We start from the raw sequence: 26,334 nt of genomic DNA on the forward strand, positions 1-26,334 counted from the left end.
GGAGATCAGTGGGTGAACGCTTCGGTCAGGCGTACCCGGTAGCCGTCCTCTTCCATCAGTACGACGGTGACGCCGAACGGGTCGGGGTGGTTCAGCTCGATCGGAATGAAGGCGTAGTTCACTGCGGCTTGAATCGGTGGCACGAGCTCGGCGCCGGGCTGTGGCGCAGGGGTCGGCAGCCAGTCGGGGGTGACCGACGCCCTGCCTTCGGGGCTGCGGGACAGAAGCTGTTCGGTGTAGGGGAACTGGTGCAGCACATGCTGGTCGGGGGTGGCGAGGACCATGTTCAGGCACGGGGCCGGGCCGACGATGGGCAGCTCGCAGACCGTGGCGACGTCGTGGGTCTCCCATGTGAGGACGACCTCGTCCGCGCGGGCCGCCGCGGCAATGTTCGACAGCTGGGCGATCCCGGTGAGTGCGTCTTCGCCGACCTTGAGAGGGCGGGCCCAGATCATCCCGACCAGCTCGCCGCCTACGAGCGGCATGATGAGCGGGCGCGGCACCGCGCCCTCGCCCAGGCCGGTGGCGTAGGCGCTCTTCGCCACCTTGACCAGCGCTTCCCACATCTGTGCTTCCACGGAAGCCCCTTCGTCTGCCGAATCCGATCACCGCACCCTGCCACGGGGGCTGAGGGCGTGTCAGCGAGAGGCAGCGAAAAGCCGAGACATCCGCGTTTGGATCAGTCGACGGTGATGTCGGCGGCCTTGGTGTCCAGCGTCGTGTCACCGTCCTTGGCGGTGGCCAGGACGGCGATGTGCCACAGACCACGCGGGGAGGTGTCGGCTTCGTCGCGGGTGACGGCGACCTTGTACGTGCAGCGCACGGTGTCCCCACCGGAAGGCTTGCAGTGGGCCGACTCGACGGCGGCCATGTCCTTGGCGGTCAGCCCCTGCTTGGCGAAGGACGAGTTCGCGGGCCAGGCCAGGACCTTCACGTCCTTGACGCCGGAGGAGGCCGTGACGTCGGTGGTGAAGGTCAACGAGCCGCTGCGGTCTTCGTCGGGAGTGGTGTATCGGGCGGCGCTGTGCGCAATGGCGGGGGGCTGCTCGCCGGCGTAGGCGAGGGCGTAGGCTCCGGCCCCTCCGAGGACGGCGACACCTGCGGCTACGGACAGAACGACACGTCGAGACATGAGAAGTTCCCCTATTCGAGATCCGGTGCGGTAGACCGGCGCTCTGGGCTGCGCCGTTGCACCAATACTGGCCGCGCGGCGGGCTTGGGGTATGAGCAGACGTACTCAACTCCGTTCTGAGTAGGGCCAGTCCGGGCCGATCGCGCGGTGAGCTCGGCGGGAAAGTCGCCTGGCCGTGGATGGCTGTTCGACAGCCACGACGCTGAAGCCGCGGAGGTGCTTGCGGTCGCAGCGGGGCGGACCACGGCCGTCTCCAAACGTTCTCGTTCACGCAGTCGGATTCCTGCCCGTGGCGCTCTGAGTGGCTGTCCGCTCGCACTCCCGTGGCTGGTCAGGGCCGTGGCGGATCGGAAACCAGGTGTGTATGAGCCGGTTCGCACTCGTATACTCGTGCGGGCTCATGGAGGGGGAGGTGAAGACGGTGAAGCTTGCTGAGGCACTGGCAGAGCGCGCGGAGGCGACGCGCCGTGTGGAACAGCTGCGATCGCGCGTCGTCAGCAGTGCGCGGTACCAGGAAGGGGAGACGCCCGCCGAGGATGCAGCTCAGCTGTTGGCTGAGGCCGGTGAGGTGCTGGAGGCTCTGGAAACGTTGATCCGGCGGATCAATCGGACCAATGCCGCTGTGCAGATGGGGCCGGACGGCACGCTCACCGATGCCCTCGCGCGGCGGGATGTCCTGCGGTTGCGTCACTCTGTGCTCACCGCGGCGGCAGACGCGGCGGCCGGTACGGGCGAGCGGGGATACGGCCGACAGCTCCGGTCCGAGTTGATGATGCTTTCGGCGCTTCCGGTCGCGGAACTGCGCGGTCAGGCGGATGCCGTCGCCCGGGAGATCCGCGAGGTCGATGTGCGGATCCAGCGTACGAACTGGGAGGTCGACTTGCTGGACTGAGCAGTCCAGCAAGCTGGAATGATGTGGAGCAGGTAGCTGCTTCGGAGGCGTGCACACACCGAGGGCTGGCGGTTTCCAGTCCACTCCTGGCGCGTGAAGAGCAACGCGGGGGTTCGACTCCCCAATAAACAGTGCAGCTCAGCACCGCGTACAGGTAACAGTGCACATCGCACAGCACATCACCACGTGCAGATCCGAGGCAGCGAGGGCGGGTTCGGGGCTTTCCACATCGCAGCACCATGGAGACCGCGATCTCCGGCGGAGCGTATGTTCATGCGGGGGCGTTCACCTGTCTGTCGGGTTATTGCCCGGATGGGTGAAGGTGTGCGACTGGTCGTTCGGCGACGGCGTTTCTTGCACAGCTCAGATGCTCAGCGGCTGCTCGGGTTGTGCCGGCACCCCGTCCCACACATTGCCTCCGTTCGCCCAGGTCCACAGCCACTGACGCAACGACGGCGCCGCGTACCGCAGTCCGTCGTGAGGATTCTGGCCCCGGTCCGGCTCCCAGTCGTCGGCGTCCCAGAGCAAGACCGGGTGATCGACCGCTATCAGCGAGACAAGGCCGCCTTCGGGCCCGAACCCCCTGTCACCGATTTCGGTGTAGATACGCCGGAGCAGCGAGGGCAGCCGACACCCGAGCGGTGGGAAAGCGTGGTGAGCGGTCTCCGGCGTGAAGCGCCGGGGTGTTCGGGGGCGTTGCTGGCGGTGCGGGAGGGCCGGGGAGTTTCCTTGACCTGAAGTGCGGTTGAGTTTCTAGCGTGTCCTCGAGTTGATCGTCTGACGACAGGAGGACGCGCTGATGATCCTCGTGACCGGTGCCACCGGGAACATAGGCACTGCGCTGCTGAGGGAGTTGGGTGAAGGCGGCGCGGGGCCGCTGAGAGGATTCACCCGCGACGCCGCACGGGCCGCGTTCCCCGAGGGGGTCGAGGCCGTCGAGGGTGACTTCGCGGACCAGGAGTCATTGAAGTCCGCTCTGGGCGGGGTGCGCTCGCTGTTCCTCGTATCGCGTCTGGGCTCCGATGCCGACATCCTGGACGCCGCCAAGCTGGCGGCTGTGAAGCATGTGGTGCTGGTGTCGTCCATCACGGTCCAGACCCACCCGCGCCTGGGGCCGGCAGGCGAGAACCTGGCGGTGGAGCGGCTGCTGCAGGACAGCGGTATGGCCTGGACGATTCTGCGGCCGACGCAGTTCGCCTCGAACGCTTCGATGTGGGCGACGTCGATCCGCGCCGGCGCGGGGGTGCGTGCGCCGTACGCGGATACCGGGCTGCCCACGATCCACCCCGCGGACGTCGCCTCGGTGGCGCGGGTGGCGCTGACCGAGCCCGGTCACCAGGGACGGACGTATGCCCTGACCGGCCCGGAGCCGGTGACGGCCCGCCAGCAGGTCGAGGCCATCGCCGCAGCACTCGGTCGGGACGTGCCCTTCAAGGAGATCAGCCGGCAGGAGGCTCACGCCCAGATGGCCGCGGTCTTCGGGGCCGAGGCGGCGGAGGCGGTGCTCGACGTCACGGGCGGCGACGTCAATGACGAGCTGCTGATGGTGCGCGACACGGTTGCACGGGTCACCGGGTTTCCGGCGCGACCGTTCCAGCAGTGGGCCGCGGAGAACGTCGACATCTTCCGTTGAGAGACCCGCCCGTCAGTGCCGGTCGTTTCTCGAGCGTGGGTTCCAGGTCACCGAACGTGACGCCTCCCCGTGATCAGTGCCGGCCCGCACGGGAGCGTCCTGCTCCGTCAACGAGCTGGCGCTTCGGGACGTCATCGCGGAGCTGGCCCGGCAGACCACCGTGCTGGTGGTCGCCCACCGCCTGTCGACGGTGACCGGCGCCGACCGGATCGTCGTCATGGACGCCGGACGCGTTCGGGCGGTCGGCATCCTCTGAACAGGAACGCGGTGAGCCCACGCCAGGCGCGCCGCCGGCCCTGGGCCGGCTGGTCGGGCTGGACCTGGCCCGGGGCCTGGCCGTCTTCGGCATGCACGCGGTCCACGTCGGCCCCGCCCCGGGCCAGAACGGTGTTTTCGGTTACCTGATGGAGCTGGCGCAGGGCCGTTCCTCCGCCCTGTTCGCCGTCCTGGCCGGCTTCTCGGTCGCCCTCATCACCGGGCGCCGCACACCGAAGAGCGGGTTGGCCGGCCGCCAGGCCGTCGCCAAGGTGATCATCCGGGCCGTGATCCTGATGGCCCTGGGCACCGCCCTGAGTCTGACCGGCACTCCGGTCGTGCCGATCCTCGCCTTCTACGGACTGTTCTTCCTGCTCGTGCTCCCGCTGTACCGGCTGGCGGCCAAGCCGTTGGCGCTGATCGCGGTGGCCTGGGCGCTGGTGGGCCCGCAGCTGTTGTACGCGCTGAAGCCAGTGGTGGGCGGCCGCGTATTCCTCTCCTACGGCCAGGCCGACGGCCCCGTCTCGCTGTTCTTCACCGGCGGATATCCGGCCCTGACCTGGGTCCCGTTCGTCATCGCCGGTATGGCGGTCGCCCGCTGCGACCTGGCCGCCACCGGCTACGGCGGCTCCTGGCTGGCACTGCGCCTCGTCCCCAGTGCCGCCGAAGCCGTTCGGAAAGCCGAAGGGGGGCCGGGCATGTCGTCCGTGTCATCCGTATCGCCCGACAGCATCGGCATCTTCGGCGACACCCCCGCCGGGATGCTGGCCTCCGCCCCGCACAGCGAGGCGACCCTGTCCATCGTGGCCGCCACGGGTGTGGCGATCGTGGTGATCACCTCGTACCTGGCCGCCATGGAGGCATTCCCCCGGCTGCGCCGCCTGGCCAGGCCCGTCATCGCTGTCGGCTCGATGTCTCTGACGGCGTACGTCTACCACATCGTCGCCATCTGGTCCCGCTTCTTCCAGCGGGGGCCGCTCGAGTGGCTGATGGGCCGGGCGACCGGGATCGCCCGGCGCATTCGCGGATGAGGAGGAGGCGAGGGAGGGCGGCCCGAGCCCATTGGAGGTCACCCCTGGGGCTGGGCTCCATCCGCTACGGCGGCCCGGGCGACCACGCGCCCACGGCAACCGTCCCTCGCCCGCACTCGTCTCCGCACAGGACGTGCCGACGTTCCCGCGCGCGTCGTCATACGGTGGCGGCCGGCGGGACCCACCGGTGGGTACGGGGTACGGCGCTGGTGATGCCGTAGTCCTCCTTGAGTGTTTCGGGGATCGCGTAGTGCATGACGCGTCCCCGGGTGAGGGAGGACAGCTCAAGGACTGTGGTGAGGTGGCCGAGGCGGTCCAGTGCCCAGGCGCCGAGCGGGGAGCGGTCCTCGATGGTCTCCAGGACGCCGAGGAGATGGGGTACGGCCTTGACGAGGGTGTCCCATGACGTGCGCGGGACGTGGAGCCAGTCGGCGCAGGTGTCGCCGACGAGGTGGCGGATGAGGGCGGAGACGATCGGGTCGAAGAAGGTGCCGGGTACCACCTCCTCGTAGAGGTCGATCAGCTGCCGGGTCAGATGGGTGCCCTCCTCGGAGGGGCCCATGTGCCGGAGCATGTACAGGTCCAGGAACTGGCGGGCCTCGTCGAGGGTCTGGGGGACGGCATCCTGGTCCACGCCGAGCATGGCGCCGACGACGCGCCACGCGTAGTAGTAGGCCTGCGCGCCCTCGGTCGACATGTGGATGCCCAGGCGGTGCAGGCTGTCCAGAACGAGCAGGGAGAAGAACATCTGCCCGCCGATCATGTCCTCCTGGCAGATCGGCGTTCCGTGGGCCGCGGTGTCCCACCGGTTCTCGCGGGTGAGGTGGTGGCGGATGGAGGCGTGCAGGAGGCGGACCTTCTGGGCGGCCGGGATGAAGCGGCTGCCGGCCTCGAAAGCGTCGGGCTGCATCAGATGGACGGTGAACTGACCCGTCTCCGCCATCCGTTTGGACGGGTACTTCAGGCCGTGGGTGGCCGACAGCAGCTTCGCCACGTGCGGGACGAGGTAGCAGGCGGGCATGGAGGCGAAGGACAACGCGGTGGAGATGTGCACGTTGTTGTCGATGAAGAACAGCCGTGCCTTCTCCATCTCCGCCCAGTCCACCCAGGCCGGTGGGGTGCGGGTGGCTTCCAGGTACTCGCGCGCGACGTCGGGCAGTCCGTCCGGCAGGGGCGCGCCGGCGGTGGAGACGTAGCGCATCAGGGTGTTGAACTTGCCCACCTCCCCGCGTTCGAAGAGCTCGGCGACGGTTCTGTCGGCGAGTTCGTCTCCGGCCTGGCGCAGGGTGTCCAGCGATGCGTCGGTGTACGTCATGGCGGGGTTCCTCGTCTTCGTCGGGATCGCCCGCGACGGGCGGAAGGGTCGGCAGCCCGGGACGGGGCGCCGCGGGCTTGCCTCACCTGGTTGCGGGGGTCAGGACAGGCGTACTGCCGCGGAATGCGCCAGCGCGGTCAGTCCGGTGGCGGCGTGCGCCGGTAGATCCAGTTCGTGGAGGGCGCCGAGAGCCTCCTCGACCCGTGTCCTGATCATGTCCTCGACGCGGTCGGGCGCCCTCAGTCTGCGCATCACCTCGCGCACCGCGTCCAGCCCGTCCCCGTCCAGGTCGCCCCGGCCCAGCAGGGAGTTCAACAGGTCGCGCTCCGAGCCGTCGGCGAGGCGCCAGGTCTCCGCCAGCAGGGCCGTGGGCCGACGACCGCGCACATCGTCGCCGTTGGCCTTGCCGGTGTGCGCGGGGTCTCCGAACAGCCCCAGCAGATCGTCCCGGAGCTGGAACGCCTCGCCCAGCGGCAGCCCGTATGCGGAGTAGCCCTCGCGCAGCCGGGTGCCCGCCCCGGCCAGCGCACCACCGATCAACAGGGGCTGTTCGACGGTGTACTTGGCGGTCTTGTACCGGATCACCTTCAGCGACGCCTGGGTGTCCGGGCCGGATCCGGTGCGCAGGATCTCCAGACACTCGCCCGCGATCAGCTCGCGGGCCATCACCGCCCACAACGGGCGGGCTCGGGCCAGATACGCTGCGGGCAGACCGCTGGCGGCGAACAACTGCCCGGCCAGCGCCATCAGCAGGTCGCCCACCAGCATCGCCAACGACCGCGCGGCGGTGTCCGCGTCCGGACGCGCCGCTACGGCCCCGCGCAGGGCGACATGGGTGGTGGGTCGCCCGTGTCGCAGCGGACTGTCGTCGATGAGGTCGTCGTGCACAACCGCCGCGGCATGCACCAACTCCATGGAGGCCGCCGCCCGCACCAGGGCGTCGCTGTCCGGTTGTCCCACCGCACGCCAGCCCCAATAGCAGAACGCCGCCCGTAGCCGCTTGCCGTCCGCGACCGCCGCCTCCAGCCCCTCGGCGACCGTGCCGAGCACCGGATCGATCGCCGCGAACTCGTCGGCCTCCCGGGCGACGAACTGCCGCAGTACCTCGTCCACTCGGGCCTTGAAGGCGGACCATTCCCACCGCTCAGACCCCACCGGCGGCCTTCCGGGCCAGGGCGCGCCGGGCGAGGATCTCCAAGTGGGCCGGGGGCGCGGCCGCGTACCGGTCCAGTACCAAACGTCCCCGCGTCGCGAGCTCGTTCTCGGCGTCCGCAGCCAACTCCGCGGCGTCCGAGCGGTGCAGCAGCCCGCGCACCGTCCCCAGGACCGAACCCACCGTGCTCACCGCCAGATCGGCCAGTCCGGCAGCCAGTAACAGCGCCTGCCCGTCCAAGCCCGCGCGCCGTCCCGCTTCTTGCGTCACGCCATCTCCCTCACCCGTCGTCCATCCCGGCAGCCCTGGGCGCACACCGCCCTTCCGAGCATCGCGGCCGACCGGGGGCGCCGGCGGAAGAACTCACGATCGAGTGATCCAACCGCTCGACCGTGCGGATCGTGGCTGCTGCCGTCCCAGATCTGCGGTCCAGGGTGCTCTGAGCAGCAGCGCGGGCGGCCCTCTTCAGCAAGGGATTTCGCATCGGGGCTGGCGCGATCAGAACCGCCCCTCCAGGTGATGGTCTCCGCGCGGCCGCGATTCGCGTGACCGACCCTGGCGCTCGGTCCGTCCTGTCCGCTCAGGCGCGGCGCGGCGCGGCGCGGCACGGATTCGGTCCTTGCGACCCCAGCGGCGAGCAGGGCGAAGCCCAGTGCGAAACCGGGCATTGTCCATACGCTGCGGGCCAGAAGATATGGCTGTCCGTGAAGAACCAGCCGGCTACCAGGAGGACCATCGCTCCGGGAATGACTCGCGCGCCGTGTTTCGGGAGCATGCTCGACCGCGGTCCCCGCCGCGATACCGGCCACCGCGTCGAGACCGGTGTAGAAGGCCACGTATGCGAACGCACTCGTCCAGGCCACCGCCGTGGCGAAGCCCGCGCGAGGTCTGGTCGGGGGCGGTGCCACAAAGGGACGAGGAGGCCGAGGGCAAGCAGCGGAAAGACAGGCAGCAGCGCGATGTGCAAGTGCGTCCAGTCCGCGTCTGTCGCCATGGACAGGCCGTGCCGGTGCACGACGAGCCACGAGCACCGCGAGCAAGGCCGGTCCGCAGCCCGCCGCGGTGCTGGAGGTACGGGAGCGGTCAGCGTGGCGTCTGGTCAGGGCTGGCCGGCGAGGTGGGCCGGTCGGCGGGCTGGAACAGCTCGATGAGGTTGCCCGCCGGGTCGGCCAGCAGAATCTGGCGTCCGCCGGGACCGGCGAGCACCTCGCTGCTGAAGGAGAGACCGGCGCTGCGCAGCCGAGTGATCTCGGCATCGAGGTCGTCGTAGGTGAGGTGGATGCGATTGCCGCCCGCGACGGCAAGTTCCTTCGGGGTGACCCGGGCGCCCGAACTCGCCGCGCCCGACAGCAGCAGCCGCAGCCGGCCACGGACCACGTCGGCGAAGGCGGGGACGGCGCTGGAGTGCAGGGTGAAACCGAGATGGGCGGTGTAGAAGTCGATGGCGGCCTGCACGTCATCGACGAGGTAGCGGACGCTGACGTATTCGTCGTGAGTGGTCATGGCTCGGACCTCGCAACGGTCTCGGGGGTGTTCAGGACCGGCATCAGGTACCTGATGCGGGTGTCGATGTCTGCCGCCGTGTGCTGAAAGGCCGCATAGCCGGCCTGGCCGGTGTCCCCGGCGCCCGGGTCGGCCATGCTCCAGTGGACCTGTCGCGAGCCGAACCCCGGGCAGACTTCACGGGCTTTGTCGCACAAGGTGATCACGTGGTCGAAGCGGCGGCCGACCAGATCGTCCACGTGCTGGGTGCGGCGACCGGACAGGTCGATGCCGAACGACTCGCGCAGCACCCGGACAGCGTGTGGGTGCACCTGCGGCTTGGGACTGGTGCCGGCGCTGGCCGCAGTGACGCGGCCGGCGGTGTGGTGGTGCAGGAGGGCTGCGGCGATCGGCGAGCGGGCACTGTTGCCGGTGCACACGAAGAGCACTGCAACACGTCGGGTTCGCGAGTAGACGACCGGACGGCCCGGCGGGGAGGGGGTTTGGCGCAGCGCCGGGTGCAGGGCGGCACCGCTGGCCGTCAGTGACTCGGCGCAACGCTCCAGGTCCAGGCGGTAGTAGCTGTCCCGGCCGTCGAAGCTGCTGCGCCTGGCCGTGACCAGACCGCCGCCGCGTAGCAGCCGCAGGTGATACGAGACCAGGTTCTGCGGCTCCCCGACGCGTTCCACCAGTTCACGGACCCGCAAGTCCCCGTCGCCGAGTTCTGTCAGCAGCCGCCAGCGCAGCGGATGCGCAGCCAGCCGGACGAACTCCGGCGGCGCTGCGGCCGCATCCGAGGATTGGGATCCCATATGTCGAAAATACATCAATCTGGATTGATGTATCAACGCCATCTGATCGGATGTCGGCGTACGCGGCGGCGTCGCCGCCATGGCACGAGACCAATTTGCGGCCGACTGCCGCACCTGCCCCCACCTGCGTCACTGCGAATCAGCTCGCCGAACGCCACATGGTCACCCTGCGCCACCGCGCTGAGGACGAAGCCGCGTCCAGGGTTCGAGCCAGGCAGCAGACCGGTACCTGAAGGAGCGCTACAAGATCTGGTTCTCGCCGCCGCGCCCGGTCGTTTTTCTCGCCGTAGAGCTCGAAAAAATCTGTTCTGGCTGGAGTAGACATTCGGTGGTGGATCTGGCTATGGTTTCTCTCGTAGCCCAGAGAGACAGCAGGGCCCGGCAGACACGAACTGCCAGGCAGCAGTACGTAGTTGCAATGCGCAGGACGGTTCGGTGGTGGAGTTCCGGAGCCAGGGTTTTTGCAGGACGGTGACGGGACTGACGACCGGCGCAGCAACAGGGCCGGCAGATGGTGTAGCAGTTCCTTCGGGCCCTGGCGCCGTACGGCGCCAGGGCCCTCCACGTGGTCCAGAGAGGTCAGATGACAGCAGACGACTCGTACCGCCGTCTCGACGATGACGACTACCCCGCCTACACCATGGGCCGGGCGGCCGACATGCTCGGCACCACCCAGGGCTTCCTCCGCGCCATCGGCGACGCCCGCCTCATCACCCCGCTGCGCTCCCCGGGCGGACACCGCCGCTACTCCCGCTACCAGCTGCGCATCGCCGCACGCGCCCGGGAACTTGTCGACCAGGGGACCCCCATCGAGGCCGCCTGCCGCATCATCATCCTCGAAGACCAACTTGAAGAAGCCCAGCGCATCAACGCCGAATACCGCCGCACCACACCCCGGCACCGGGCCGACGCCTGACCCGCCTCCACGGCGACAGCGCCGGACCGTACTCTCCCGTCCAAATGAAGAATATGAGCGCATGATCGCCGACGATGCCCGGCCGCCGGTCCACGGACGGGACTTCGAGTCCCGTCCCGGCACCCCGCCCGACACCCTGCCCACCCCTGAGACCGCTGCGCCTGCTCGCGCGACCGACCACCCGACTGCCGGGCAGAGCGCCGGCAAGCTGGAAGCCGGAGTGGAGCGGGCGGCCGCTGCGCTGAAGCCTAGGATGCGCGGTTGGCTGCACGCCGGCGTGTTCCCCCTGGCGTTGGCCGGTGGCATCGTCCTGATCGCCGTTTCGCGCACCGGCGCGTCCGTGGCGGCCTGTTCGGTGTACGCGCTGTCGGCCTGTCTGCTGTTCGGGACCAGCGCGGTCTACCACCGCGGCACGTGGGGTCCGCGCGGGGAAGCGGTTCTGCGACGGCTGGACCACGCGAACATCTTCCTGATCATCGCCGGCACCTACACCCCGCTGGCGGTACAGCTGCTGTCCGGGCGCCGGCGGCTGGTGCTGTTGACCGTGGTGTGGGCGGGCGCCCTGGCCGGCATCGCCTTCCGCATCCTGTGGATCGGGGCTCCCCGGTGGCTGTACACCCCGTGCTACATCGCTCTGGGCTGGGTGGCCGTCTTCAACCTCCCCGACTTCGCACGCGCCGGCGGCACCGCGGTCGTCGTACTCGTCACCGTCGGCGGTCTGCTCTACACCGCGGGCGCCGTCGTCTACGGCCTCAAGCGCCCGGATCCCTCACCGGCCTGGTTCGGCTTCCACGAGGTCTTCCACACCCTGACCATCGCCGCCTTCACCGCCCACTACACCGCCATCCTCCTCGCAGTCACGTGACGGTGTTACGCAGCGGGCAGACGCCGGGGCCGGGCGCCCTCGTGCCCGGGTCCAGCTCTTCTGGGCCGACGGACGTCTGGAGCTCCTGGCAGGATCTGGTCTCGTGAGCGAGCGTTCGTTGTCGTCAGCCTGGCTCTCTTCGTGGGCGAGTGCGGTCTCGGGCGTACTGGCCGAGATGACGGAGGAGTTCGAGAGCAAGCACGGTTTCCCACCCGGAACCAACCAGATCCGCCTGGCCGACCACGGCGATCAAGAGGTGGTGCGTGTTCTGGGCAGCGACACTCGGGCGTCCGCAGACCTGGTCACCTTCTACGGAAACATCGGCGATGTCTCCTGGGAGGACGTCGGCAACGGCTACTTCATCCATCCTGCGCGTGACGTCCTTGAGCACTTCGCGGTTTACGGAGCCGTCCGGATGGGCGAACGCCAGGAGCCGTGCGGGGTGGTGATCGGCTCGGACGGAGGCGGCCTGTCCTACGTCCTGGGCCCTGAAGGCTCGGTCCACCGGATGCGGGCAGCCTCGCTGGATGACCCTGAACTCGACAAAGTGGCGGACGATCTGCGCCACTTCCTGGAGTTGTTGGAGCGGTCCTTGGCCCGGTTCGTCGCCACGGGAGAACCCGGGTATCTCTAGTCTCCGGGCAGACCAGTAGCGCTTCGGCAGGACGGTGAGCGGAACTCTGAGGGCATATGGCCGAGTTGACTGCGCTGTACACGTCGGCTCAGCAGCGGTTGTCGCGATTGGAGATCGCCCGGGAAACGGTCACCGCGATCCTTGATGAAACCATGGGAGTGCTGACGGTGCGGTCCTGCCGTCCGAGTCTGGACACCATGGTGCTGCCGACCGCCTGTCAGGACCTCATTGAGGTGATCGCTGATGCCGGCCGTCAGATGCGGGCCATACGGGCTGCGGTCGAAAATGAAGAGGCCGGTGGAACTCGCTAGTTGACCAAGGACGAGCCCGGCAAGCTCACGCTGCCGTCCCGAGATGGTGGCGCGTCGTGAAGTGATGGCGACCGAGGAAGCGGGGGAGCCGGCCTTTCGTGTGGCGTAGGCGGCTGGCCTGCGGTGCCTCTTCGTGGAGGGAAGGGGCCATCTGATGGTGGGCGTCATTTGAATGCGGCTGCGGGCAATTCTGCTTCCGTCTCTTCCCAGGGAAGCCAGAGGCCCAGTGCGTCCTCCAGGAACCGCAGGAAGGCTACGTCGCCGGGCTCGTGTCCGCTGTGGACGAAGCCGAGCGCCGCTTCGGCTGATGTCCCGTGGGTGAGGTGCGGCAGGCCGGGCTCGAAGGATGTCACCGGCTTGCCTTGGAGGGCATAGTCGATACGGCTGAAACCCTTGGCATTGCGGTGGATAGACCACGCCCGCCCTCGCTGGGACAGCGCCGCGAGATAAGTTCCCGTACGACAGTGGAATTCCTCCAGCGCATACGCCCAACCCGCCACCGCGCCCGCCCTGACGATCGTGTCCGGCGGGGTCGGCAGAAAGCCCCCACTCGTCAGCCGGGCAACAGCCGCTTCGTCTTCCCAGTCCAGGAACTGGAGGTCGCTGATGTGGTCCTCCTCGTCCCTGGTCAGTAACTCGAGCGCCGCGGAGCGGGTCAACGGGACAACGTGCTCTGCGTCGGCGCCAAGGCTGCCCAGAAGCTCTTGCGCCGCGAGACCCTCGCTGAGGGTGAGCGTGAAGCTGATGGGGTAGGCATCGGCTATCCAGCGCAGCCCGTTCTGTTCGTGTCTGCCGTCCATCAAGTCACCCTCCCTGCATGGTGGTCCGCCGAGATGGCAGCCCTCATGAGCAGAACCTAACTCTCGCCACTGACACCTCGGGGCAGGCTCTGGGACCACACCACTTGGAGCTGCCATCGTGCTCCGCACGACCACCCCGCTGTGGGGATTCCATCTGTGCCGGGGTGGCGGCGATGGCGAGGTCTTTGTTGCCGAAGACCCGTCTCTATTTCTTTGTCACCGGTGTATGGCGAAGGCCCAGGCTCTTCGGGCGGGGTCTTCGGGCATGGCGCCCTACTTCCAGGGATACTGCTGTGGTGTTGTTGACGTGGATCGCTGAACTGGCGGACGAGCCTCTGGTCCTGGAGCCGGCTGACCGGCGAGTGGAGTTGGAAACCAACACGTGGTTGCTGGGTGCGGCTGACGAGGACAGACGTTCGTTGTCCGTCGGCGAGGTGGTGGCTGCCTTCGAGCGGACTGCTGCTGCCATGCGGGAACGCGTCGGCGCCATGGGCTTCTCGGGGGTGGCGACGTTCTATGTATGGCACGACGAACAGGCAGGACAACTCCGGTGCTCGACCGGTTCTGTGGCCCCGGATGCGTTGCCGTTCGGAGGCACCTATGTGGCTTGCGGCGATCTTGGTCCCGTCGTCGAAGGATTTCTGGCCGACAGCGAGCCAGGCTTCGTCGCCTGGTCGGACCTGGATGACGTGCAGAGCCTCGCAGAGCAGACCGATACCGAGCCGGAGATCAAACCCTTCAGCGTCTGGGTCAGCAGTGTCGGAGTCTCACGCTGACTTGTGATGCCCGTCCACGCGGACAACGAGTCGGTGGTGGCAGATGAGGGCTGCGGCTATGTCGGCGAAGGCAAGGAAATGTTCTGCCTTGCCTTCGTAGCGGCGGTGGAGTCGGCGCCAGCCGGCGAGCCAGGACGTGGTCCTCGCAACAACCCATCGGTGGCGGCCGATCCGCTGCGAGGACTCGATCCCTTTGCGGGCTATGCGGTGGCGGATGCCACGCACGAGTGCATGTTGGCAGCCGAGATACTCAGCGACAGGGGGAGTCCGTTCCGGTCCTTGGTCAGGTTGCTTTTCGATCCCAGCTTGCCGCGGGCGGTCGGATTCGGTCCGGTCAGTGGCCCCTTTTGCCGCCCGGAGGCTGACAGAGTCGATTGTGCACCGCGACCAGTCGAGCTCACCGCAGGCGCCGAGTTCGTCGAGGACGACACGGTGGAGCCTTGCCCAGACGGCGGGCCCGGCTCCACTGAGCCTCGCGGCCATCTTGTTGAGGTGTGCTGGTAGGGCGCGGCCGCTCCGATTTCTGAGATGCGTGTCAGGAGTCCGCCGCGTACCGCCAGAACTCCGTGATTACCGGTGCCGGCGTCGGACCCATCGTGCAACCTGAGTCAGCAGGATGGTGACCGTACCCGGGGCCGGGATGATGTGCGCCGCTGTGCCCGTGCCGCCGATCCAGCCGTAACAGCCAGGGACATTACACGGGTTGGTCCGCTCGATGTCGACCGAACCGCCGAAGCCCCAGCCTTGGCCCTCCAGGAACAGTTGGCCGATGTCGCGCTGTGCCGGATTCGTATGGTCGCTGGTCAGCATGCGTACGGAGTCGGTTGACAGCACCCGGCGGCCGTCGGCCGCCACCCCACCGGCCAGCAGCATCCGGCAGAAGGCCAGCCAGTCGTCTGCGGTCGAGGCCAGCCCGCCGTTGCCGAGCGGCAGCGCGGGTGGGCTGCTCCATTCGCCGTCCGGGCCGTCGGCGAGCTCCAGGCTGCCGCCGTCGCTTGGCCGGTAGAAGCTGGTGAACCGGTCCCGTTTGGCGGCGGGCACCTCGAAACCGGTGTCCAGCATGCCCAGTGGCCCGAAGATCCGCTCCGCCAGGAACGTGGGCAGCGGCTGTCCTGAGGCCCGCGAAATCAGCACTCCCTGCAGTACGGAGCAGGTGTCGTACAGCCAGGCAGCGCCCGGCTGGTACAGGAGCGGGAGGCGGCCGAGCGCCGCCATCCACTCGTCGGCCGGTGGGAAGTTGCTCGGCACCCGGCCGTCCTTTTGGACCGTGAACAACTCCTGCATCGCCGGCAGGGTGAAGTCGGAGGGGAATCCGTACCCGGCCGAGGAGGCCAGCGCGTCGAACACGGTGATGGGCCGGTCGGCCGGCACAACGTCGCCCACCGGGCTCGCCGGAGTGCGCACGACCATCGGCTTCGCCAGCTCCGGCCGCCACTTGCCGATCGGCTCGTCCAGCGCGACCCTGCCCTCCTCCACGAGGATCAGCAGTGCGGCGGCGGTGACGGACTTGGTGATCGAGGCGACCCGGAAGATGGAGTCCCTCGCCATCGGGGTGCCGTCACCGGCGTCCTGCGTGCCGACGGCCACCGCCTCCAGCTGGTCGCCATTGCTGTCGAAAGCACAGACTTCCGCACGGGCCGACGGGCCGGGAATCATCGGCGTCGACAGGTTGGAGACGTTCTCAAGTACGGTTCCGCGCAATAGAACGTTGAGCGTATTGGCGGGCGGTCGACGGAAGGCCTCCTCGATCTCCGGGAACACGCCGGGCCAGATTGCTGCCGTGACGGCTCCGTACGGCTGTCGAAGAAGGCTCGGTTCGGCTCGGTGGCCGCGTTGATGCGACGGTCAGAACTCATCACCTCGACCTCAGCAGCTGGAACAATGAAAGATCTTGCACACGTCACCGGGGAGATTCGGCTGTGAAGGTCGGACTGGCACGTTCCGCTGCGATCCAATGGGTTGCGCAATACGCCCAACCCGATGCTGGCTTCCGAGGGGCGTACTTCAGCGGCTCGACCGTCGGGCTGCCGGACGACGCGGAGCTGTCACCCTCCTCCGACGTCGACATCTTCGTCGTCACCGCCCAGGAGAATCCACCGGCCAAGCCAGGGAAACTTCGCTTCCAGGACGCTCTGCTGGAAGTCAGCTACCTGCCCTGGACCGAACTCGCCTCCGCCGACGACGTCCTGGCGTCCTACCACCTGGCCGGCAGTTTCCGCACCGGCGCGATCATCGATGACCCCACGGGCGAACTGCACAAACTGCACGCACACATCTCGCGCCACTTCGCCGCTCGGACTTGGGTCCGCCGCAGGTGCCAGGATGCCCGCCGTCGGATCGAAACCCGCCTCGCTGCGATCGACACCTCGGCGCCGTGCCACGAGCAGGTGCTCGCTTGGCTGTTCCCCACTGGCGTGACCTGCCACGTCCTCCTTGTCGCCGCCCTGCGCAACCCCACCATCCGCCTGCGCTACGTGGCTGCTCGCGAGGTCCTCACCGAATACGGCCACCTCAGCCTCTACCCGGAACTTTTGAACCTTCTCGGTTGCTCACACCTGCCCGCGCCGCGGGTCCAGCACCATCTGCGTGAACTCGCCGCGACGTTCGACGCCACCGTCGAAGTGGCGAAGACCCCGTTCTTTTTCAGCAGCGACATCACGTCCACCGCACGGCCGATCGCGATTGGCGGAAGCCAGCGGCTCATCGACTCAGGCGACCACCACGAGGCTGTCTTCTGGATCATCGCGACCTTCGCCCGCTGCCACACCATCCTGGCGGCCGATGCCCCCCACTTGCACGAAGCCCTCGCCCCAGCCTTCCGGGCAGCCGTCGCCGACCTCGGTATCAGCTCCACCCACGACCTCATCCACCGGGCCGAAGAGGTGACCCGGTTCCTGCCCCGGCTCTGGCAGACCACCGAGGACATCCTGCGCAGCAACTCCAGCATCACCGAATAGCAGAGGAAAGACATCAACCTGGCCGCCGAGCGGTGTCAGTTCCGGCAAGTCTGTCGTGGTGGCGTCGAGGGGGCGCCGGTTCGTCCGGCAGACGGCACGGCTGCGATGGACGCACATCTCGGCCGGCCTCGCGCTCACGGGCCGGGTCGGCGCCCGTATCGGCGGACGACTTCGGGGCACCGGTCAGACGGAGCACGGGGGTGCGGCTGATCGCTTCGTTCCCGGGTCCGCCCATTGCGAGCAGGGGCGTGCCGGGCACCTGCTCGTCGAAGAATCCGACCACTGGTCGAAGGCCGTCTGACCCTGGCGGGCATGTGCCGTGGCACGCTCCTCGCGGGATGGTCGGCGACCGGGTGGAAATGGTCTTTCCCCTGCTGGGGATCAGCTGCTGAGGTCGAACACGCCCCACGCGGTGAACGGCTCGGCCTGGACGTAGATCTTGCTTCCCCGGCTGACGACGCGTTGGCGGCCGGGGGCAGGGCCGTGGGGCAGGGTGAGCAGGCCGACGTCCGTTGGCTCGACGGATGTTTCGGTGATCTCGCCGTGGGTGAGTCGGTCCCGCTCCTCGCCGTAGCCGCCGTAGAAGGCGACCCGATCGCCGTGGACGGCCAGCGCACGGGCGCCTCGTACGTGGTTCGCCCACACTGCTACGGGGCGGTCGGGGCGTATCTCGACGAGCGGGAAATCCGTGTAGGGGCACGCCCAAGCGGTGGTGCCCGACACATTCAGGGCGTAGCAGTCGAAGAGACCGGGGATGCGGGCGCTGTCTGACGTCCAGGCGAGCTGGCCTGTGGTGCTCCAGCGGCGGATTCCGGCCGGATTCTCGTCGAAGTGCCCGACCCAGATATGGCCGGCCTCGTCCACGAGCAGGTGCTCGATGGCGTCCCCGACGGAGAAGGACGAGGTCTCGCGGCCGAGCACGTCGAAGACTTGGACCTGGTTCGCGTCCTCGTGCCGACTCGCGCGAGACGCGGCCACGACGAACCCGCCGTCGGGCAGGCGGTCCAGGCGCGGCCAGCGGGCCCGCACAGCGCTCAGTTCGGTGAGTTCGACGTTGCCGCCCGGATCGACGGAGACGACCAGGGCGTCGAAGGGCAGGACATCGACGCCGGGCTGCGGAGCGCGTTCGGCAAGCAGCCAGTGGGCGGCGCCGAAGACGTCGACCGTACTGGTCAGGACGTGGCGGTTGTGGTGCGCTCGGGGGAGGTCGGCGTAGGGAATGAGGGCGGTCTTCTGCACGGGCGGCTCTCCTGGGTTGCGGTCACGGCCATTGGGCGGGTGAGTGGCAGCCGGCGGCGCGCGAGCAGTGGAGAGGGGAGCGGGGCGCCTAGACGGCATGGCCCTTTCTGGTCGTCATGAGGTGATCATTGTCGACGTCCGACCTCGTGACAAACCCATTTGCTGCACAGGACCTGCTGGGTCGGTCGTGGCGCGCGAACCGGGTTACCACCGGGCGCGCAGTACACCGTCGCTGTCTGGGAGGGCAGCACAGAGCAGTGGGCGGTGTGCGGCCAGAGACAAAGGCAGGGCGCAGGCGGCTCGGGCATCGGCCACGTGGACGCTGAGTTCTTGGTAGTCGGTGTCGTCGACTATCGCGTGGCTGATCGTCCCGTCCTGCGCCTCCCAGACGAACTCGACGGCCTCCTCCTGGGGCAGTGCGGCGAGGACGGCGCCAACGTTCGGGGTCAGGTCGGGCCAGACGGTCAGCAAGGCGCGCGGGCGGAGACCCGCGCGCACCGTGTTGAGGTTCTTCGGCGTGATTCGGTGCCAGCGTGAGGCGCCGCGGACGTGGCTTTCCTCGAGGAGCAGCGCATGGCGCGAGGCCAGCGCGGCGTGCACGCGTATCCAGAAGTGCTCGTCGGCGGGCTCCGTCACTTCCGCTTCGTCGAACTCGGCCGCGTAGGGGGAGGACGGCAGTGGCTCAATGAAGAGGCCGAGTTCGCGGGTACGTGCCACGGCTTCCGCGCAGGGCCGGTCGCTGCCCACGTACATGTATTGATCCCACCCGACGTGCACGGTGAAAACGTCGCCGACCTCCAGCCGACACCAGGCTCCCTGGTCGCGGAGCATCACACGAACCAGCTCCAGAGCGACCGGAAGGGAGACCTGGGCCCCGTCGTGGTAGCCGGTGAGGTCGGGTGGGAACAGCCCGCTGAGGCCGTGCCCCGCAACTGAGGGCTCCACGCCGAAGTGGACGGAGCCGGTGACGTAAGGATCGCGGATCTCCAGCCGGTCGATGCCCGAGCTTTCCGCGAAGGCGGCCATCGCCGCGAGGTAAGCCGCTTCGACGGGTCCGTGGTCGCTGGTCGTGTCCTCGGCGCCGGTGTAGTGACCGTGCTCGTTGCGGTCGGCGGGGTCGTATTTGGTGATTCGGTGGACGAAGACGGGCGGCACGCTGCTCCTCGGACGGGGCGGAAGAAGCCCAGCGTAGGTCTCGGTCCTGACTCCGCGGTCCGGGGGGCGGCAGCCCCTGCGTCGACGGGTTCGAGTGTCGATGATCGTCCACTCGGGCGCGGTGAGACTCGTCGAGGAGGACGGCTCGGTGAGGGCGGCGATTTCGGCGATGCGCTGAAGTGCGTCCTGGCAGGCATCGGCGTTGCCCGGCACTTCTGCCAGGTGCGCATGGCGCGTAACTCGGCCGCGTGGCGTGAGGTTGGTATCAACCGTAGGACCAGGACCAGGACCCGGTGGAGGCTCGGACGGAAGGTCGTTGACCGGGCAGGCTGTGAACGCGTCTGTGCGCCGATCGCCGAACGATGGGGCACCGTTGAGGTGTCGCGCCGCGCTATCTGTCCGAAAATGAGCGGACCGTCATCACCGACCTGTTCCGGGCCAAGCAGTCCCTTCGGGCTGGCTCGAAGGAGGGGTAGGTACGGTGCGATCCAGAGCTGAAGGAGTTCATTCAGCAGCACCTGGACCGCCGTTGGAGCCCGGAGCGGATTAGCCAGGTCCTGCGCGCTGCCTTCCCGGACGGGTCTGACCGCCATCAGGCGCACGAGACCATCTACCAGGCGATCTACCTGCCGCATCGCCGTCGTCGCCGTGTTGCTGGGCGAGCGGCTCGCTTCATCGACTCGGGCACCCTGATCAACCAGCGCCCGGCTGAAGTCGCGGGCCGCCAGATTGCCGGATATGGAGGGCGCCCGCTCCTTGACCTGGAAAGGCAGGGAACCGGGCTGACGAGCTCGCCGAGGAGTTCGGCGAAGGCGGGAGGGCGTCGCGGACGCACTCGGCTCCCCGACCGTCGGGCAGGTGCAGGAGCTTGACATAGCGGCTGGTGCGGTCGACCAGGATGCCCACGCCGATCTATTGTCCTGGCCGCTATGCGGTCGACCTCTCACCGGCTGAGCGCGCTTCACTATGCTCGTGGCAAGACTGCAGTGATCACGTGTTGCGACGCTCGCGTTCGCAGGACCGGTCGGGAAGGCACGCCCCATGCCCAGGGTAGTCAGCGACGACGGCACCACCGCCAACGGTTCTTCCCTGATCCACGAGACAGTCCGGGAAGGGGCGAGAACGGCCGCGACCGCCGCGCTGGAAGACGAAGCCAACGCCTGCATAGCCGAGTTGGCCGACCAGCGCGACACGTACGGTCGGCGGCTTGTGGTCCGCAACGGCTACCGCCGGCCCAGGAAGGTCACCACCGCGGCCGAGGTAGTGGAAGTGAAGGCCCCTAGGGTGAACCACAAGCGGGTCGACGAGGCCACCGGCGAGCGCAAGCGGTTCTCCCCGGCGATCCTGCCGCCGTGGTGCCGCAAGTCCCCACCGCCGCCCTGGCGATGGTCTTCAGGCTTGTCCAGTCCGTTCAGCGGTGGTGGCGGCCCGTGAACGCACCCCACTTCGTCGCCATCGGCCGCGCCGGAGCCCGCTTCGAACGCGGCCAGCTGGTCGAACGTCCTGAGGCGGTCGCTGCATGAGCCGACCGTCGCACGGCATGCTGCATCACCTCGAGCTGTGGGTGCCAGACCTTCATCGCGCGCTCGCCTCTCTCGGCTGGCTGCTGGAAGCGCTGGGGTACGCCCACTTCCAGAGCTGGGAAGGCGGACGCAGCTGGCGGCTCGGGGCGACCTACCTGGTCATCGAGCAGTCGCCGGCCCTCACCGCCGAAGACCATGATCGCTGCCGCCCAGGGCTGAACCACCTGGCCTTCCACGTCGACGATGCCGCCACGGTCGAGAAGCTGGTGGCCGACGCCGCCCAGCACGGCTGGCACCTGATGTTTCCCGAGCGGCATCCCTATGCGGGCGGCGGACAGCACTATGCCGCCTATCTGGAGAACGACGACGGCTTCGAAGTCGAACTTGTCGCGATCAACTCACCTGAACGAAAGTGAGATCGACAGGGTCGGCAGCCGTCCCGACGAGGGCAGCATCGGCTTCTATGCCGACGTTGTCGTCCAGGGCGAGACGGCCTACGTTTTCCACTTCACGCACCCGGGCCGCGTGGCCCGGTCACCGACGACGACGGAACCTACGCCACCCGCCGCTCCTCCCTCCAGGGCGCCGTCGCCAGGGTCGTCGACGGCAGGCTGCACTGCGCCGCGACGAGCCCGTACGGCTCGAGCTGCACCCTGATCCCGGACAGTCGGTGCAACGTCCCCGACCGTCGCCACCGACAGCAAAGGAACCTGAACGACATATGCGTTATCGCGAACTCGGCCGTACCGGACTGACCGTGTCCGAGATCGGTTACGGTGCCTGGGGGTTGGGCCAGGGGGCGTGGGTCGGCGCCGACGACGACTCCGGCGTCCGTGCCCTGCACCGAGCCCTCGAGCTGGGCGTCAACTTCATCGACACCGCCAGAGGGTACGACCGCAGCGAACGCGTGGTCGGCCGTGCGCTCAAGGAGCTCCCGGGCGGCGGCGACGGTGTGTACGTCGCGACGAAGGCCGGGCCCCGTGTCCCGGTCCCGCTGGAGTCCAGCGGACTCGACGTCACGGAGACGTTCCCCGGCTGGCACCTGCGCGAGAGCGTGGAGACCAGTCTGCGCGAACTGGGCCGGGACCACGTCGACTTGCTCCAGTTGCACACCTGGGAGGACGAGTGGACCGGCCGCGGCGACCTCCTGGAGACCGTTGACGCCCTCAAGCAGGAGGGCAAGATCAGGTTCTTCGGGATCTCGGTCAAGGACCACCAGCCCGACAACGTGCTCGACGTGCTGCGCACCGGGGTGCTGGACACCGTTCAGGTCATCTACAACATCTTCGAACAGGCCCCCTCCCAGGCTCTGTTGCCGGCCTGCGAAGAGCACGGCGTGGGCGTGATCGGGCGGGTCGTCCTCGACGAGGGCGCTCTGACGGGCTCGGTCCGCTCCGGGGTCACCTTCCCCGAGGGGGACTGGCGCAACTGGTACTTCCGGGAGGACCGGCCCGCCCAGGTCGAGAAGCGGGTGGACGCCCTCCTTGCCGACCTGGGAATCGCCGTCGAGGAACTCCCGTCCCTCGCTCTGCGGTTCGCGCTCGCCGGGCCGGCGGTCTCCACCGTGATCGTCGGGATGCGGTCGCTGACGAACGTGGAACGCAACGCGGCGGTCGCCGTGGAACCGCCGCTGTCCCCCGAGCAACTCGCGCTGCTGGCCAGGCACCGCTGGCAGAAGAACTTCTACAGCTGAGCCGGCCGCACGGCCCCTGCCCTGCCCTGCTTTTGGCAAGAACCTGCGGAGTGGTGCGGTCGTTCAGCCGCACCTGTCCGTTGACCTCTTCGCCGCGTACCGCGAGGCCCTGGGCGATGTTCGCGCCGGGGCAGGAGGCGGCGTAGTCGCGTTCGGTGGTTCCCAGGCCGCTCATGGCGTGGGTGGTGACCGGGTTGAGGGTCTTGCCGCGGAAGTCGAGGGCTTCGGTGAACGTCGCCATGATCATGGGTGCGCGAACGTTCCACATGGGGCTGGCCAGGAGGATGATGTCGTAGCTTTCGAGGGAGGGCGGGCGGCCTTCGATGGCCGGGCGGGCGTCAGCGGCCTGCTCGCGGACGTTGCGCTGGAAGTCGCGTCGTAGTTGTGCGGGTAGGGGTCGGCGGCTTGGACGCGGTGGGTGTCGCAGACGATGCGGCCGGCGATCTTTTCGGCGAGCACCTCGGTGTTGCCGACGGCCAGGTTGGTACGGCCGGCGTAGTGGTAGTTCTCGCCCGGGCGGGAGAAGTAGGCCAGCAGGACTCGTTTCCCGTTGCTTCCGGTCGTCGCGGGGGAGTGGGAGGCGTGGGGATGCCGGACCGCGGTGAGGACGGTGAGCAGCCAGCCAGGGCGCCGTGGTGCTGCGGCGTAGTCATGGTGGGCGGCTCCCGGTGAACCGTGGAAGCCGGGCGGGTGCCCCGGGCATTCGCTTGAGGGCACCCGCGGCCGGCGAGGGGCAGTGGGTGAGGCGTTCAGTTGTCCAGGCGGCGCCCTGCGAGCCAGGTGACCATCTCGGGGTCGTGGTGGTCGAAGAACAGGGAGCTGCCGGTGTCGAGGGTGGCGATCTGGGCCATCTGCTCGTCGGTGAGTTCGAAGTCGAAGACGTCGATGTTCTCGGCCATGCGCTCGGCACGTACGGACTTGGGGATGGCGACAACGCCGCGCTGGGTGAGCCAGCGCAGGACGACCTGGGCGACGGACTTGTCGTATGCCTTCCCGATCTCGGTGAGCAGCGGGTTGGTGAACAGGTCGTTCTTGCCTTCGGCGAAGCCGCCCCAGGACTGGATCTGCACCCCGTGCTCGCGCATGAGGGCGTGGTAGTCGGCGCGCTGGAAGAAGGGGTGGGTCTCGATCTGGTTGACCTGCGGGGTGATCTCGTTGTTGATGATCAGGTCGATCAGCCGGTCGGGGTAGAAGTTGGCGACCCCGATCGCCTTCGTCAGGCCTTCGTGGCTGAGGGCCTCCATGGCGCGCCACTGGCCGTAGACGTCGCCGAAGGGCTGGTGCATCAGGTACAGGTCGAGATGGTCCAGGCCCAGCTTGTTGAGGGACGTCTCGAACGCGCGGCGGGTGTTGTCCTCGGCGGGGGCGTCCTGGACCCACAGCTTGGTGGTGACGAACAGTTCCTCGCGCGGGATGCCGCTGGACTTGATGGCGCGGCCGACGGCTTCCTCGTTGCCGTAGGCGGCGGCGGTGTCCAGCAGGCGGTAGCCGGCGGCCAGTGCCTCGGAGACGGCGCGCTCGGTGTCCTCGGCGGGGATCTGGTAGACGCCGAAGCCGAGGATCGGCATCTCGAGGCCGTTGTTGAGGGTGACGGTCTGCATGAGGGCAAAGTCCTTCTGGAGAGCGGGGCCGGTGGTCAGGGGCGGATGAGGGCCTTGAGGACCTGGCGGTCGGCCATGGCCCGGTAGGCGTCCGGTGTCCGGTCGAGGGTGAAGTCCTGGTCGAAGACGCGGCCGGGGGTGATGGTGCCGTCCAGGACGTCGGGCAGCAGCTGCTCGATGTAGGCGCGGGCGGGGCTGGCGCCGCCGGTGAGGGTGATGTTGCGCATGAACTCGGCCGGGCCGATCGGTCCCTGCTCGTACTGGGGGACGCCCAGGCGGCTGATGGTGCCGCCGTCGAGGACCGCCCCGAGCGCGGTGTCGAGGGCCTGGCGGGTGCCGACGGCCTCGATCACCTTGGCCACGCCGCCGGTCAGCTCGCGGATGCGGGCGATGCCCTCCTCGCCGCGCTCGGCGACCACGTCGGTGGCGCCGAACTCGCGGCCCAGGCTGGTGCGGGCTTCGTGGCGGCCGGCGAGCACGATCCGCCCGGCGCCGAGCCGCTTGGCGGCGATCACCGCGCACAGGCCGACCGCGCCGTCCCCGACGACCAGCACCGCGTCGCCGCGGCCGATCCCTGCGGTGACGGCGCCGTGATGGCCGGTGGTCATCACGTCGGAGAGTGCCAGCAGCGACGGCAGCAGCGCGGAGTCGGCGGCCACCGGCAGCTTCACCAGGGTGCCGTCCGCGTACGGGACGCGGACGGCTTCGCCCTGCCCGCCGTCCACGCCGTCGAAGCCGTACCGGCCGCCGTTGCGGCACGAGATGTGCAGGCCCTTGGCGCAGTAGTCGCAGGTGTTGTCGCTGTAGGTGAACGGGGCGACGACCAGATCACCGGCCTTGAGGCCGGTCACGTCCGCGCCGGTCTCCTCCACGAGGCCTAGGAACTCATGGCCCATGGGGCGGCCGGTGTCGGTGGCGGGCATCGACTGGTAGGGCCACAGGTCGCTGCCGCACACGCACGCGGCCAGCGTGCGCACCACCGCGTCGGTCGGCTGGAGGATTTTCGGGTCGGGCCGGTCCTCGACGCGGACGTCTGCGGCTCCGTACATCACTGCTGCACGCATGAAAGGTGTTACTCCAAACGAGGGGCGGGGGGCCACGCGTAGCGCGGCGTGCCGGTGCGGGGTCAGCGTTCGAGCATCCGCGCCTGGGCCTCGGTGTGGGTGTCGCCGGCGGCGGGCGGCAGGCTGGAGAGCGTGTCGAGCTGCTCGGCGGTCAGCGTGACGGCATCGGCGGCGGCGTTCTCCTCGACCCGGCTGACGCGCTTGGTGCCGGGGATGGGGGCGATGTCGTCGCCCTGAGCGAGCAGCCAGGCCAGCGCCACCTGACCGGGCGTGGCACCGGCCTCGTCGGCCAGGGCCTTGACCTCGTCAGCGAGCGCCAGGTTGTGCCGGAAGTTCTCGCCGGTGAAGCGCGGGTTGTCGCGGCGGAAGTCGTCTTCGTCGAACTGGTCGGTGGAGCGGACGGCGCCGGTCAGGAAGCCGCGGCCGAGCGGGGAGAACGGCACGAGACCGATGTTCAGCTCCCGCAGTACGGGCAGGACACGGTCCTCGATGCCGCGGGTGAACAGGGAGTACTCGGACTGCACCGCGGTGACCGGCTGCACCGCGTGGGCGCGGCGGATCGTGTCCGGGCCCGCCTCGGAGAGGCCGAAGGCGCGGACCTTGCCCTCGGCGATCAGCTCGCCCACGGCGCCGGCGGTCTCCTCGATCGGCGTGTTCGGATCCACCCGGTGCTGGTAGTACAGGTCGATGTGGTCGGTGCCCAGCCGCTTCAGGGAGCCTTCGACCGCGGTGCGGATGTTGGCCGGGCTGGAGTCCAGGTTCCACGCGCCCTCACCGGTGTGCGAGACCAGGCCGAACTTGGTGGCCAGCACCACCTTGTCGCGGCGGCCCTTCAGCGCCCGCCCGAGCAGTTCCTCGTTGGTGTAGGGGCCGTAGATCTCGGCGGTGTCGATGAGCGTGACGCCCAGCTCCAGCGCCCGGTGCACGGTCCTGATCGACTCCGCGTCGTCGGTGCCGGAGCCGGTGTAGCCGTGGGACATCCCCATGGCGCCCAGCCCGATCCGGGAAACTTCCAGGTCACGCAGTTTGATGTACCGCATCTTGCCCTCTTCCGATCATGGTGTCGCCTGGCCTCTCGCGCTCGCCCGGTCCGGC

27 protein-coding genes and 3 pseudogenes are annotated in these 26,334 nt (G+C 68.7%); 13 read left to right on the plus strand and 17 right to left on the minus strand.

Annotated features, from left to right (window positions below):
* Positions 1-5: 5 nt before the first annotated feature.
* Together ACIOHP_RS35820 and ACIOHP_RS35825 are read right to left on the minus strand one after the other, a co-directional pair.
* A complete protein-coding gene (locus ACIOHP_RS35820) occupies positions 6-566 on the minus strand; it encodes a hypothetical protein (RefSeq protein WP_401894151.1) in 561 nt (186 codons plus the stop codon).
* A gap of 113 nt (positions 567-679) precedes the next feature.
* On the minus strand, positions 680-1,132 hold the full coding sequence (locus ACIOHP_RS35825; RefSeq protein WP_401893925.1) for a DUF5707 domain-containing protein: 453 nt from the start codon (positions 1,130-1,132) through the stop codon (positions 680-682).
* 421 nt (positions 1,133-1,553) lie between these two features.
* Here ACIOHP_RS35825 and ACIOHP_RS35830 point away from each other — a divergent pair, with 421 nt between their 5' ends.
* Entirely contained in the window at positions 1,554-2,024 is a 471-nt protein-coding gene (locus ACIOHP_RS35830) for a DIP1984 family protein (protein ID WP_401894153.1), read from the plus strand.
* Positions 2,025-2,387: 363 nt separating this feature from the next.
* On the opposite strand, the gene ACIOHP_RS35835 is transcribed toward ACIOHP_RS35830, so the two are convergent.
* Positions 2,388-2,552: a hypothetical protein gene (locus ACIOHP_RS35835; RefSeq protein ID WP_401893927.1), complete on the minus strand. Its 165-nt coding sequence runs from the start codon at positions 2,550-2,552 to the stop codon at positions 2,388-2,390.
* Between the two features lie 271 nt (positions 2,553-2,823).
* Between ACIOHP_RS35835 and ACIOHP_RS35840 the strand changes: the two genes are divergently transcribed.
* The 3 genes and pseudogenes from ACIOHP_RS35840 (at position 2,824) to ACIOHP_RS35850 (ending at position 4,943) form a co-directional block, all read left to right on the plus strand.
* On the plus strand, positions 2,824-3,657 hold the full coding sequence (locus ACIOHP_RS35840) for an NAD(P)H-binding protein (RefSeq protein WP_401893929.1): 834 nt from the start codon (positions 2,824-2,826) through the stop codon (positions 3,655-3,657).
* 103 nt (positions 3,658-3,760) lie between these two features.
* A pseudogene (locus tag ACIOHP_RS35845) lies at positions 3,761-3,904 on the plus strand (ABC transporter ATP-binding protein); the annotation flags it as partial.
* 49 nt (positions 3,905-3,953) lie between these two features.
* On the plus strand, positions 3,954-4,943 hold the full coding sequence (locus ACIOHP_RS35850) for a heparan-alpha-glucosaminide N-acetyltransferase domain-containing protein (protein WP_401894155.1): 990 nt from the start codon (positions 3,954-3,956) through the stop codon (positions 4,941-4,943).
* A 157-nt stretch (positions 4,944-5,100) separates the two neighbouring features.
* Here ACIOHP_RS35850 and ACIOHP_RS35855 read toward each other — a convergent pair whose 3' ends face one another.
* The 5 genes from ACIOHP_RS35855 to ACIOHP_RS35875 all read right to left on the minus strand — a co-directional run bounded on the left by ACIOHP_RS35855 (position 5,101) and on the right by ACIOHP_RS35875 (position 9,786).
* Positions 5,101-6,258, minus strand: coding sequence for an oxygenase MpaB family protein (locus ACIOHP_RS35855; protein WP_401893930.1), 1,158 nt, complete (start codon positions 6,256-6,258; stop codon positions 5,101-5,103).
* A gap of 99 nt (positions 6,259-6,357) precedes the next feature.
* Positions 6,358-7,413, minus strand: a complete 1,056-nt coding sequence (locus tag ACIOHP_RS35860) for a polyprenyl synthetase family protein (protein WP_401893932.1) — start codon at positions 7,411-7,413, stop codon at positions 6,358-6,360.
* Positions 7,403-7,681, minus strand: a complete 279-nt coding sequence (locus ACIOHP_RS35865) for a polyprenyl synthetase (RefSeq protein ID WP_401893933.1) — start codon at positions 7,679-7,681, stop codon at positions 7,403-7,405. Before ACIOHP_RS35865 ends, ACIOHP_RS35860 begins: the two co-directional genes overlap by 11 nt.
* 813 nt (positions 7,682-8,494) lie before the next feature.
* The gene (locus ACIOHP_RS35870; RefSeq protein ID WP_401893935.1) at positions 8,495-8,914 is read right to left on the minus strand and encodes a VOC family protein; all 420 of its coding nucleotides are present in this window, start codon (positions 8,912-8,914) and stop codon (positions 8,495-8,497) included.
* The gene (locus ACIOHP_RS35875) at positions 8,911-9,786 is read right to left on the minus strand and encodes a helix-turn-helix domain-containing protein (RefSeq protein ID WP_401893937.1); all 876 of its coding nucleotides are present in this window, start codon (positions 9,784-9,786) and stop codon (positions 8,911-8,913) included. Before ACIOHP_RS35875 ends, ACIOHP_RS35870 begins: the two co-directional genes overlap by 4 nt.
* 502 nt (positions 9,787-10,288) lie before the next feature.
* Here ACIOHP_RS35875 and ACIOHP_RS35880 point away from each other — a divergent pair.
* The 4 genes from ACIOHP_RS35880 to ACIOHP_RS35895 all read left to right on the plus strand — a co-directional run bounded on the left by ACIOHP_RS35880 (position 10,289) and on the right by ACIOHP_RS35895 (position 12,431).
* On the plus strand, positions 10,289-10,621 hold the full coding sequence (locus tag ACIOHP_RS35880) for a MerR family transcriptional regulator (RefSeq protein ID WP_401893939.1): 333 nt from the start codon (positions 10,289-10,291) through the stop codon (positions 10,619-10,621).
* A gap of 61 nt (positions 10,622-10,682) precedes the next feature.
* Positions 10,683-11,486, plus strand: a complete 804-nt coding sequence (locus tag ACIOHP_RS35885) for a hemolysin III family protein (protein ID WP_401893941.1) — start codon at positions 10,683-10,685, stop codon at positions 11,484-11,486.
* A gap of 103 nt (positions 11,487-11,589) precedes the next feature.
* The gene (locus ACIOHP_RS35890) at positions 11,590-12,120 is read left to right on the plus strand and encodes an SMI1/KNR4 family protein (protein ID WP_401893943.1); all 531 of its coding nucleotides are present in this window, start codon (positions 11,590-11,592) and stop codon (positions 12,118-12,120) included.
* A gap of 56 nt (positions 12,121-12,176) precedes the next feature.
* Positions 12,177-12,431 carry a hypothetical protein gene (locus ACIOHP_RS35895; RefSeq protein ID WP_401893944.1) on the plus strand — a complete coding sequence of 85 codons (255 nt, stop codon included), beginning with the start codon at positions 12,177-12,179 and terminating at the stop codon, positions 12,429-12,431.
* 164 nt (positions 12,432-12,595) lie between these two features.
* Here ACIOHP_RS35895 and ACIOHP_RS35900 read toward each other — a convergent pair whose 3' ends face one another.
* Positions 12,596-13,231, minus strand: coding sequence for a DUF6461 domain-containing protein (locus ACIOHP_RS35900; protein ID WP_401893946.1), 636 nt, complete (start codon positions 13,229-13,231; stop codon positions 12,596-12,598).
* Between the two features lie 293 nt (positions 13,232-13,524).
* On the opposite strand from ACIOHP_RS35900, the gene ACIOHP_RS35905 reads away from it, so the two are divergent.
* Positions 13,525-14,007, plus strand: a complete 483-nt coding sequence (locus ACIOHP_RS35905) for a hypothetical protein (RefSeq protein WP_401893948.1) — start codon at positions 13,525-13,527, stop codon at positions 14,005-14,007.
* Here ACIOHP_RS35905 and ACIOHP_RS35910 read toward each other — a convergent pair.
* A pseudogene (locus ACIOHP_RS35910) lies at positions 13,999-14,485 on the minus strand (IS5/IS1182 family transposase); the annotation flags it as partial. The gene ACIOHP_RS35905 and the pseudogene ACIOHP_RS35910 overlap by 9 nt on opposite strands.
* Positions 14,486-14,577: 92 nt before the next feature.
* Positions 14,578-15,768 carry a serine hydrolase domain-containing protein gene (locus tag ACIOHP_RS35915; RefSeq protein WP_401893949.1) on the minus strand — a complete coding sequence of 397 codons (1,191 nt, stop codon included), beginning with the start codon at positions 15,766-15,768 and terminating at the stop codon, positions 14,578-14,580.
* 158 nt (positions 15,769-15,926) lie between these two features.
* Between ACIOHP_RS35915 and ACIOHP_RS35920 the strand changes: the two genes are divergently transcribed.
* Complete coding sequence (locus tag ACIOHP_RS35920; protein WP_401893951.1) at positions 15,927-16,964, plus strand: hypothetical protein; 1,038 nt, start codon at positions 15,927-15,929, stop codon at positions 16,962-16,964.
* A gap of 381 nt (positions 16,965-17,345) precedes the next feature.
* Here the strand turns inward: ACIOHP_RS35920 and ACIOHP_RS35925 are convergent, their stop codons facing one another.
* Both ACIOHP_RS35925 and ACIOHP_RS35930 read right to left on the minus strand, forming a co-directional pair.
* The gene (locus tag ACIOHP_RS35925) at positions 17,346-18,203 is read right to left on the minus strand and encodes a hypothetical protein (protein WP_401893953.1); all 858 of its coding nucleotides are present in this window, start codon (positions 18,201-18,203) and stop codon (positions 17,346-17,348) included.
* A 204-nt stretch (positions 18,204-18,407) separates the two neighbouring features.
* Entirely contained in the window at positions 18,408-19,358 is a 951-nt protein-coding gene (locus tag ACIOHP_RS35930) for an RNA-binding protein (RefSeq protein ID WP_401893955.1), read from the minus strand.
* 1,041 nt (positions 19,359-20,399) lie between these two features.
* On the opposite strand from ACIOHP_RS35930, the gene ACIOHP_RS35935 reads away from it, so the two are divergent.
* From ACIOHP_RS35935 to ACIOHP_RS35945, 3 genes are all read left to right on the plus strand, one after another.
* Positions 20,400-20,792, plus strand: a complete 393-nt coding sequence (locus ACIOHP_RS35935; RefSeq protein ID WP_401893956.1) for a hypothetical protein — start codon at positions 20,400-20,402, stop codon at positions 20,790-20,792.
* An 85-nt stretch (positions 20,793-20,877) separates the two neighbouring features.
* On the plus strand, positions 20,878-21,297 hold the full coding sequence (locus ACIOHP_RS35940; RefSeq protein ID WP_401893958.1) for a VOC family protein: 420 nt from the start codon (positions 20,878-20,880) through the stop codon (positions 21,295-21,297).
* A 305-nt stretch (positions 21,298-21,602) separates the two neighbouring features.
* A complete protein-coding gene (locus ACIOHP_RS35945) occupies positions 21,603-22,574 on the plus strand; it encodes an aldo/keto reductase (protein WP_401893960.1) in 972 nt (323 codons plus the stop codon).
* A 148-nt stretch (positions 22,575-22,722) separates the two neighbouring features.
* On the opposite strand, the pseudogene ACIOHP_RS35950 reads toward ACIOHP_RS35945, so the two are convergent.
* The 4 genes and pseudogenes from ACIOHP_RS35950 to ACIOHP_RS35965 all read right to left on the minus strand — a co-directional run.
* Positions 22,723-23,196 (minus strand): annotated as a pseudogene (locus ACIOHP_RS35950) (flavodoxin); the annotation flags it as partial.
* A 127-nt stretch (positions 23,197-23,323) separates the two neighbouring features.
* Positions 23,324-24,175 carry an aldo/keto reductase gene (locus ACIOHP_RS35955; protein ID WP_401893962.1) on the minus strand — a complete coding sequence of 284 codons (852 nt, stop codon included), beginning with the start codon at positions 24,173-24,175 and terminating at the stop codon, positions 23,324-23,326.
* A 35-nt stretch (positions 24,176-24,210) separates the two neighbouring features.
* Positions 24,211-25,239, minus strand: a complete 1,029-nt coding sequence (locus ACIOHP_RS35960; protein ID WP_401893963.1) for a zinc-binding dehydrogenase — start codon at positions 25,237-25,239, stop codon at positions 24,211-24,213.
* 62 nt (positions 25,240-25,301) lie between these two features.
* On the minus strand, positions 25,302-26,279 hold the full coding sequence (locus ACIOHP_RS35965) for an aldo/keto reductase (RefSeq protein WP_401893965.1): 978 nt from the start codon (positions 26,277-26,279) through the stop codon (positions 25,302-25,304).
* Positions 26,280-26,334: the final 55 nt, after the last annotated feature.

Origin of the sequence: Streptomyces sp. NPDC087859 (genome assembly GCF_044742595.1) — a bacterium.
Taxonomy (GTDB): domain Bacteria; phylum Actinomycetota; class Actinomycetes; order Streptomycetales; family Streptomycetaceae; genus Streptomyces; species Streptomyces canus_F.

Excerpts from the sequence above, each read along its gene's own strand:
- ACIOHP_RS35820 (WP_401894151.1), bottom strand. The coding sequence starts at position 566 with ATGTGGGAAGCGCTGGTCAAGGTGGCGAAGAGCGCCTACGCCACCGGC.
- ACIOHP_RS35825 (WP_401893925.1), bottom strand. The coding sequence starts at position 1,132 with ATGTCTCGACGTGTCGTTCTGTCCGTAGCCGCAGGTGTCGCCGTCCTC.
- ACIOHP_RS35840 (WP_401893929.1), top strand. The coding sequence starts at position 2,824 with ATGATCCTCGTGACCGGTGCCACCGGGAACATAGGCACTGCGCTGCTG.
- ACIOHP_RS35855 (WP_401893930.1), bottom strand. The coding sequence starts at position 6,258 with ATGACGTACACCGACGCATCGCTGGACACCCTGCGCCAGGCCGGAGAC.
- ACIOHP_RS35870 (WP_401893935.1), bottom strand. The coding sequence starts at position 8,914 with ATGACCACTCACGACGAATACGTCAGCGTCCGCTACCTCGTCGATGAC.
- ACIOHP_RS35875 (WP_401893937.1), bottom strand. The coding sequence starts at position 9,786 with ATGGCGGCGACGCCGCCGCGTACGCCGACATCCGATCAGATGGCGTTG.
- ACIOHP_RS35880 (WP_401893939.1), top strand. The coding sequence starts at position 10,289 with ATGACAGCAGACGACTCGTACCGCCGTCTCGACGATGACGACTACCCC.
- ACIOHP_RS35885 (WP_401893941.1), top strand. The coding sequence starts at position 10,683 with ATGATCGCCGACGATGCCCGGCCGCCGGTCCACGGACGGGACTTCGAG.
- ACIOHP_RS35895 (WP_401893944.1), top strand. The coding sequence starts at position 12,177 with ATGGCCGAGTTGACTGCGCTGTACACGTCGGCTCAGCAGCGGTTGTCG.
- ACIOHP_RS35900 (WP_401893946.1), bottom strand. The coding sequence starts at position 13,231 with ATGGACGGCAGACACGAACAGAACGGGCTGCGCTGGATAGCCGATGCC.
- ACIOHP_RS35935 (WP_401893956.1), top strand. The coding sequence starts at position 20,400 with ATGCCCAGGGTAGTCAGCGACGACGGCACCACCGCCAACGGTTCTTCC.
- ACIOHP_RS35940 (WP_401893958.1), top strand. The coding sequence starts at position 20,878 with ATGAGCCGACCGTCGCACGGCATGCTGCATCACCTCGAGCTGTGGGTG.
- ACIOHP_RS35945 (WP_401893960.1), top strand. The coding sequence starts at position 21,603 with ATGCGTTATCGCGAACTCGGCCGTACCGGACTGACCGTGTCCGAGATC.
- ACIOHP_RS35955 (WP_401893962.1), bottom strand. The coding sequence starts at position 24,175 with ATGCAGACCGTCACCCTCAACAACGGCCTCGAGATGCCGATCCTCGGC.
- ACIOHP_RS35960 (WP_401893963.1), bottom strand. The coding sequence starts at position 25,239 with ATGCGTGCAGCAGTGATGTACGGAGCCGCAGACGTCCGCGTCGAGGAC.
- ACIOHP_RS35965 (WP_401893965.1), bottom strand. The coding sequence starts at position 26,279 with ATGCGGTACATCAAACTGCGTGACCTGGAAGTTTCCCGGATCGGGCTG.